Origin of the sequence: Actinomadura geliboluensis (genome assembly GCF_005889745.1) — a bacterium.
GTDB lineage: Bacteria > Actinomycetota > Actinomycetes > Streptosporangiales > Streptosporangiaceae > Spirillospora > Spirillospora geliboluensis.
In genome coordinates this window covers 1-6904 of record NZ_VCKZ01000462.1, presented here as the reverse complement: position 1 = coordinate 6904, position 6904 = coordinate 1, and the positions used below count along the sequence as shown (strand labels likewise).

The 6904-nt window shown below is 76.1% G+C and carries 6 protein-coding genes; 2 read left to right on the top strand and 4 right to left on the bottom strand.

The annotated features are described in order from the left end of the window. Positions 1-75: 75 nt before the first annotated feature. Complete coding sequence (locus ETD96_RS38490; RefSeq protein ID WP_138641424.1) at positions 76-384, bottom strand: hypothetical protein; 309 nt, start codon at positions 382-384, stop codon at positions 76-78. Between the two features lie 108 nt (positions 385-492). Beyond that, complete coding sequence (locus ETD96_RS38485) at positions 493-948, bottom strand: pyridoxamine 5'-phosphate oxidase family protein (protein ID WP_138641423.1); 456 nt, start codon at positions 946-948, stop codon at positions 493-495. 120 nt (positions 949-1068) lie between these two features. Here ETD96_RS38485 and ETD96_RS38480 point away from each other — a divergent pair, with 120 nt between their 5' ends. Then, positions 1069-3855: an ATP-binding protein gene (locus ETD96_RS38480; RefSeq protein WP_240808532.1), complete on the top strand. Its 2787-nt coding sequence runs from the start codon at positions 1069-1071 to the stop codon at positions 3853-3855. 12 nt (positions 3856-3867) lie between these two features. Here the strand turns inward: ETD96_RS38480 and ETD96_RS38475 are convergent, their stop codons facing one another. Beyond that, on the bottom strand, positions 3868-4314 hold the full coding sequence (locus ETD96_RS38475) for an iron chaperone (RefSeq protein ID WP_138641421.1): 447 nt from the start codon (positions 4312-4314) through the stop codon (positions 3868-3870). A gap of 256 nt (positions 4315-4570) precedes the next feature. Here ETD96_RS38475 and ETD96_RS38470 point away from each other — a divergent pair, with 256 nt between their 5' ends. Next, positions 4571-6064 (top strand): CYTH and CHAD domain-containing protein, encoded by a 1494-nt coding sequence (locus ETD96_RS38470; protein ID WP_138641420.1) that lies wholly within the window; start codon positions 4571-4573, stop codon positions 6062-6064. Here ETD96_RS38470 and ETD96_RS38465 read toward each other — a convergent pair. After that, positions 6061-6904: NUDIX hydrolase (locus ETD96_RS38465; RefSeq protein WP_138641419.1), on the bottom strand; the 844-nt coding region annotated here is incomplete at its 5' end. The genes ETD96_RS38470 and ETD96_RS38465 overlap by 4 nt on opposite strands.

Here is a 6904-nt window from a genome sequence, read left to right as displayed (position 1 = left end):
GTCACGGCCTGCCGCGCCGTCCTGTCGTCCTGACGGAGGCGCGGCGGCCGGTTCCGGGCGTCGGTGCCGCCCGCGTCACTGCAGGTCGAACTTGACCTTCTCGCCCTCGATCGAGGTCACCGTGATCGTCACCGGGCCCACCTGGGCGCGCTGCCCGGTGGCGATGGTGGCGGGCGCGGAGCCGTCCGCCGAGACCGTGACGCCCCGGCCGGAGATCTGCGAGACGGTGACGTCGACGTCGTTGACCTCCACGGTCTGCCCGGCGCCGGTCACGGTCACGTGGCACTTGCCGTTGACGCAGCTGTGCGAGTTGGACTGGCATCCGCCGAGCACCAGGACGCCCCCGGCCGCGAGAGCGGCGAGGACCGGAACTGCGCGCTTCACATAAACCCCCATGTCAGGCGATATCGGAGGTATTGATGCGCGTTCCGGCCGTCAGGTTCCCCCGGCCGAAGGCTGAAACCGGCCACCCCGACCGGCCGAGCGGGGAGGTCAGGGCAGCCAGCGGCCGTCGCGCATGAGGTCGCGGCCGGGGAGTTCGTTCACCTCGCGCCACGCCTGGACGCGGCGCGGCGTGATCCGGAACCAGCGGTAGGCGCCGGCCGCCTCGCGCGGGTCGAAGCCGGCCTGCGCGGCGAACCGGTCGGCCCGCTCCGCCGGCAGCGCGTCCAGGTCGAGCACCTCCACCGTGCCGTCGATCACGGACACGTCGCGGGTGCCGCCGAGGGCGAGCCGGACGGTCCGGCCGACGGCGAGGTTGCGGCCGGTGGGGCTGTCCGCCGGGGTGGCCGCGAGCAGCGCCTCGCCGTCCCAGTCGAAGGACAGCGGCACCAGGTGGGGGACGCCGTCCGGCGAGGCCGTCGCCACCCAGACGTCCACGTCGTGGGAGAGCCGGTGCTCGGTGTCGCGGCGGCGCTCGGCGCGCGAGCGCGGGGCGGGGAGGGTCATGGTCGCTCCTCGGATCGCGGGTGGTGGCCGGCCGGCGGACCGGCGTGGTCCCAGGCTCTCCCGCCCGGCGGGCGGGACGCCTCCGTGCCGAGCACGGAACCCGCCACGGATAATGGGCCGGTGACGACGATCTCCGCCCGGGAGGCCGAGGTGCTCGCCCTGGTCGGGGCGCATCTGAGCAATGCCGAGATCGCCGCGCGGCTGGTGCTGTCGGTCCGCACCGTCGAGTCGCACGTGTCCTCGCTGCTGCGCAAGCTGGCGCTGCCGGACCGGCGGGCCCTCGCCCGGCACGCCGCCGAGGTCGACCGCGCCGAGCGGTCGCGGTCGGCGCCCGCGCTGCCCGCGCCGCTGACGGCCTTCATCGGACGGGTCCGCGAGCGCCGGGAGCTGGCGGCGGCGGTGCGGGGCAGCCGGCTGGTGACCGTGGCCGGGCCCGGCGGGGTCGGCAAGACGCGGCTCGCGCTCGCGGCGGCGGAGGACCTGGCGGGCGACTTCCCCGACGGCGTGTGGTTCGCGGACCTGGTGCCCGTCACCGAGCCGGGACGGGTGGGCGCGGCGGTCGCGGCGGCGGCGGGCGTCGGGGAGCAGCCCGGACGCGGCATCGACGACGCGGTCGCGGCGGCGCTGGCCGACCGCCGCGCGCTGCTGGTGCTCGACAACTGCGAGCACGTGCGGGACGGGGTGGCGCCGTTCGTGGAGCGGCTGCTCGCCGCCTGCCCGGAGCTGCGCGTGCTGGTGACGAGCCGGGCCCGGCTGATGGTCCCGTTCGAGCACGTCGTGGCCGTCCCGCCGCTGTCGCGGGACGGCGGCGACGAGTCCGAGGCGGTGGCGCTGTTCCTGGACCGGGCGGCGGTCGCGGGCCTGCCGCCCGACCCGGCGGCGCGCGAGCAGGCCGTGGCCGTCTGCGAGGGGCTCGGCGGCATGGCGCTGGCGATCGAGCTGGCGGCGGCGCGCTGGTCCACGCTCGGGCTGGACGGCCTCATGACGGGCCTCTCCGATCAGCTGCGCATCCTCACCGGCGGGTCCCGCGCCGACGACCGGCACCGGTCGGTGCGGGCGGTGCTCGACTGGAGCCACGACCTGCTGGAGCCGGGGGAGCAGGCGCTGCTCCGCCGCATCTCCGTGTTCGTCGCGCCGTTCACCGCAGGTGACGCCGCCGAGGTCGCCGGGTTCGCCCCACTGGACCCGGCGGCGGTCGTGGACGGGCTCGGAGCGCTCGCCGAGCAGAGCCTGCTCTCGGTGGCGCCGTCCCCGTCCGGCACCCGGTACCACGCGCTGGAGACGATCCGCCAGTACGGGACGGAACGGCTCGCCGAAGCGGGCGAGCTCGCGGACGTCCGGGCCCGGCATCTGCGCTGGTGCCTGGCCAACGCGTCCGCCCTGCGGGAGACCGGCGGCGCGGACTGGCGCGCCCGGTTCGACGACGCGGCCGAGGACATGCGGGCCGCGCTCACCTGGGCCGCCGACCTGCCGGAGCGGCGCCCGGACGCCTACCGGCTCGCCCTGCCCATGGCCGAGCTGGCCTTCGCCCGCAACCTGCTCGGCGAGGCGCAGCAGCGGTTCGAGCAGGCGGCGGGGCTCGCCGCCGACGGTGCCGAGGCCGCTGCGGCGCTGCGGCACGCCGCCGCCGTGGCCGGGTGCCGCAGCCTCGACGGCGAGATGTACCGGCTGCACCGCGCCGCCGCCGAGGCCGCCCGCCGCGCGGGCGACACCGCCGCCGCCGGGCGCGACCTGGCCGCCGCCGCGACCGTCGCGTACCGCTTCTCCAGCTCGTTCGAGCGCATCCCGCCCGCCGCGGAGGTGGCGGCGATCCTCGCGGAGGCGCGGACGCTGGCCGGTGACTCACCGGCCGCCGAGGCGGCGGTCGCGCTCGCGGAGGCGGCGGTGGAGGCGGACGCGTTCGGGGCCGTCCAGGGCGACCCGGAGAACCCGGCGGCGGAGACGGTCCGGCGGGCCGGGCGGGCGGTGGAGCTGGCGCGGCGCGCGGGCGACCCGGTGGCCGAGTCCGCCGCGCTGGACGCGCTCTCCGGCGCGCAGAGCTGGGCCGGCGACCCGTTCGCGGCGGCGGCCGCCGCAGGCCGCCGGATCGCCCTGCTGTCCGCCGAGCCGGACGGCCCCGCGGGCACCCACGAGCTGATGGACGCCCTCGCCATGGCCGCCGGGACCGCCGTCGGCGTGGGGCGGCTGCCGGAGGCCCGCCGCTGGGGCGGGCGGCTCGCCGACCACCCGCTGCTGGCGGAGGCGGGGCACCACGCCACGTCCTGGCTGCTCGTCGCGGACGCGTTCAGCGGCCTGGCGGGCGAGCTGCTCCCGGTCAGCGCCCGGTTCCTCGACTCGTGGGAGCGGAACGGCCTGCGGTCGCGGTCGCTCGCGCCCGCCGCCGCGTCGGTCGCGATGGTCCACGGCCTGCGCGGTGACCGGGACGCCCGCGCGTCCTGGCTCGCGATCGCCGCGGACGCCGGGCCCGAGGGGGACAACCGTCTGGGCTACGGCGCGGTCTTCGACACCATGGTCCTGCTCCACAACGGCGACGCGGACGCGGCGCTGGAACGGGTCGCCCCTGAGCCCGACCGGGTGTGGAAGTGGGTGTGCTGGGTCTGGCTGCACTGGTACACGGCGCTGCGGGTGGAGGCGGCGGTGCTCGCCGGGCATCCCGAGGCCCGCGACCGGATCGCCGCCGCCCGGACGGTCGTCACCGGCAACCCGGTCGCCTCCGCCCAGGTGGACCGGGCGGAGGCGCTGCTCGACGGCGACCTCCCGCGCCAGCTCGCCGCGGCGGAGGCGTTCGAGGCGGCCGGGTGCCCGTACCAGGCGGCGCGCACGCTGGTCCTCGCCGGCGGCGACCACACCGCCGCCGGAGAGGCCGCGCTCGCCGGACTCGGGCTCGCCCCGGCGGCCGTCCGGTAGGGGCGGACGCGTTCAGCCCATCGCCTGCTTCACGAGGGCGGCGATGCGCTCCTCCACTTCGGGCGTCACCTCGGTCAGCGCGAACGCGGTCGCCCACATCGGGCCGTCGTCCAGCTTCGCCGGGTCGTTGAAGCCGAGCGTGGCGTAGCGCGTCTTGAACTTCGCCGCGGGCTGGAAGAAGCAGACGTTCTTCCCGTCCTGCGCGTAGGCGGGCATCCCGTACCAGAGCTTCGGTGCGAGGGAGGGCGCGGTGGACGTGATGACGGCGTGGACGCGCTCGGCCATGGCCCGGTCCGCGTCCCCCATCTCGGCGATCTTCGCGAGGACGTCCCGCTCGGCCTCCGCGGCCTTGTCCGCGCGCGAGGCGCGCCGCGCCGCCTTCTTCTGCTCCTCCGCGTGGTCCTTCATCGCGGCCCGCTCCTCGGCGGTGAACCCCTCGTACGTGCCGTTCGCGGCCATGATCACTCCCGTTGTCCGTGGTTCGCGACCGTCCCGAACCGGGCCGGTCGCCGTGGTTACGAGCATCGCCGGACGGCGGTACGGGCGGCATCCGTGCCGAGTACGGAAACCACCACGGACGGCCAGTCCGCAACCGGACACGGAGAGACGGACGTCCAGGCCGGGCAAAGCTTTCCCCTGCTGTTCACCTGGGCGTGGAATGCTGGTCATCTGGGTGTGCGTGCCGATTTGCCGAGCATCGTTGAGGGAGCAGCCCGTGGCCGACAGGCATCTCGAAATCGAGCAGAAGTACGATGCCGCCGCCGACTTCGTCCTGCCGGACCTGTCCGGGCTGCCGGGGGTGGCGGCGCTCGGGGAGCCGGAGGTCCACGAGCTGCACGCCACCTACTTCGACACCGCCGACCTGCGGCTCGCCGCCAACAAGATCACGCTGCGGCGGCGGCGCGGCGGCCCGGACGCGGGCTGGCATCTGAAGATGCCCGCCGGGCCGGACAGCAAGCAGGAGCTGCGCGCGCCGCTCGGCCGCCCGCTGGCCGTCCCGGCGCGGCTCGCCGGGCTGGTCGCGGTGCACACGCGCGGCGCGGAGCTGCGCCCGGTCGCGACGCTGGAGACGCGGCGGACGGTCGTCCGGCTGCTCGGCGCGGACGGGGCCGAGCTGGCGGAGGTCGCCGACGACCTCGTGACCGGCCGGGGCGGCGCGGACGCCGAGCCCGAGCGGTGGCGCGAGATCGAGGTCGAGCTCGGCACCGGCGGCCCCGACCTGCTGAAGGCCGCCGGGAAGCGGCTCCGCAAGGGCGGTGCGAAGCGGGCCAAGTCGTCGTCCAAACTCGGTCGGCTGCTCGGCGCCGCCGTCGTCCCGTCGGAGCCGGCGGCGGCGCGGTCCGCGGCCCGGTCGCGGATCGCGGCGGCCACCTGCAACGGCAAGGCGCCGGCGATCACGACCGGCGAGGTCGTGCTGGCCTACCTCGCCGAGCAGGTCGAGACGATCGTGACCGTCGACCCGAAGGCGCGGCTGGGCGAGGACGACGCCGTCCACAAGATGCGGGTCGCCGTCCGCCGGACGCGCAGCGCGCTGCGCAGCCACCGTCCCGTCCTCGACCCGGAGCGGACGGTGCCGCTCGGCCCTGAGCTGCGCTGGCTCGCCCAGGTCCTCGGCGAGGTCCGCGACCTGGAGGTGCTGCGCATGCGCTTCGAGGGCGCGCCCGACTTCCTGCTGGACGACCTGGAGCGGCGGGAGCGCTCGGCGTACCGGCGGATGAACACCGTGCTGAAGGAGCCGAGGTACTTCGCGCTGCTCGACGACCTGGACCGCCTGGTCGCCGACCCGCCGCTCGGCGCGGCGGCGGCCCGCAAGGCGCGCAAGGAGCTGCCCGGCCTCGTCACGCGGGCCTGGGACCGGATGGCCAAGGAGTACGCGTCGATCCGGACGTCCGCCGACCCGGAGACCGCGCGCCACGAGACCCGCAAGGAGGCCAAGCGCGCCAGGTACGCGGCGGAGCTGGCCGTCCCGGTGCTGGGGATCGCGGCGAAGCGGGTGGTCAAGGACGCCAAGCGGCTGCAGGAGGTCCTCGGCGGCTACCAGGACGGCGTCATCGCCATGGAGCACCTCGCCGCCGCCGCGAAGCGGACGAAGAACCCGGCGGAGGCGTTCACGCTCGGCGTCCTGTACGGCAAGGAGCAGGTCGAGGCGGAGAGCGCCCGCGATCGCCTGGCCACGACCTGGTCGCAGACGCTCGGCCCGTCGTTCTAAGAGTCCCCGGAGCTGTGGCGCTCCAGTGACGCCAGCGAGCCCTCCGCGAGGTGCGCGACCCAGAACTCGCCCTTGCGGAGGCTCGGGTCCTCCGGGACGTTCTCCCCCATTTCCTTGCACACCCCGGTGACGAGCGCGGAGACGATCTCCCCGTGCGTGCACACGACCGCGCCGGTGCCGGCAAGGGAGAGCAGCCGGTCCACGGCCTCCTCCGGGCCGGTGTCGCCGATGGTGAACGCCGCGTCCGTGGCGATGGGCGCCCGCGTAGCGCGCGCGTAGGGCAGGACGGTCTCCAGGCAGCGCGCCGTCGCCGAACTGACCACCCGCATCGGCCCGTAGGCGTTCAGCAGCCCGGCCAGGGCGGCGGCCTCGCGCCGCCCCGGGGCGTCTAGCGGGCGCAGTTCGTCGGCCTCCCGCCACTCCCGCTTCTCCCCGGCGGACGCATGCCGCAAGATCACCAGCGGCGCCGTGCGCGCCGGGCCACGCAGGAACTCGTGCAGCAGGTCGGTGTCGTGCCGGTAGCTGAGCCTGGCCTCCGCCTCGGCGGCGGGCAGCCAGACCAGCTCGTCCACCTCGTGGTTCGGGGTGAACGCGCTCTCGGCGACGGGCCGCGCCGCCCAGTAGTCGACCTGCTTCGTCCGGTCCCCGATCGGGTAGGCGACGGTCGGGAGCCGGTGGCCGAGGCGGGCCGTGATGCCGGTCTCCTCCTCGATCTCGCGGACGGCGGCGCGCAGCACGTGCTCGCCCGGGTCGACCTTGCCCTTCGGGAACGACCAGTCGTCGTAGCGGGGCCGGTGGATCACCGCGAACTCCGGCTCCCCGCCCGGCCCGTCCCGCCAC

Excerpts from the sequence above, each read along its gene's own strand:
- ETD96_RS38475 (WP_138641421.1), bottom strand. The coding sequence starts at position 4,314 with ATGGCCGCGAACGGCACGTACGAGGGGTTCACCGCCGAGGAGCGGGCC.
- ETD96_RS38485 (WP_138641423.1), bottom strand. The coding sequence starts at position 948 with ATGACCCTCCCCGCCCCGCGCTCGCGCGCCGAGCGCCGCCGCGACACC.